Source organism: Streptomyces sp. NRRL S-378 (assembly GCF_000720645.1).
In the GTDB taxonomy this organism is placed as follows: Bacteria; Actinomycetota; Actinomycetes; order Streptomycetales; family Streptomycetaceae; genus Streptomyces.
Window position 1 is genome coordinate 1 of the sequence record NZ_JOBX01000244.1, and the last position, 215, is coordinate 215.

Below are 215 nucleotides of genomic sequence, written 5' to 3' on the forward strand. Positions count from 1 at the left end.
CCGGCCCGGTTGTACCAGGACCGGTCGAAGAAGACGATCTCCCCGGCCGCGGGCAGGTGGGGTATGTACCGCTGGAAGTACCACTGCCCCTCCTCCCGCTCGGTCGGCTTGTCCAGGGCCACGATCCGCGCCCCGCGGGGATTGAGCCGCTCCGTGAACCGCTGGATCGTGCCGCCCTTGCCCGCCGCGTCCCGGCCCTCGCAGATCACCACCAG

General features: G+C 71.2%; 1 pseudogene. It reads right to left on the minus strand.

Annotated features, from left to right (window positions below):
* A pseudogene (locus tag IH80_RS0138655) lies at window positions 1-215 on the minus strand (polyphosphate kinase 2); the annotation flags it as partial.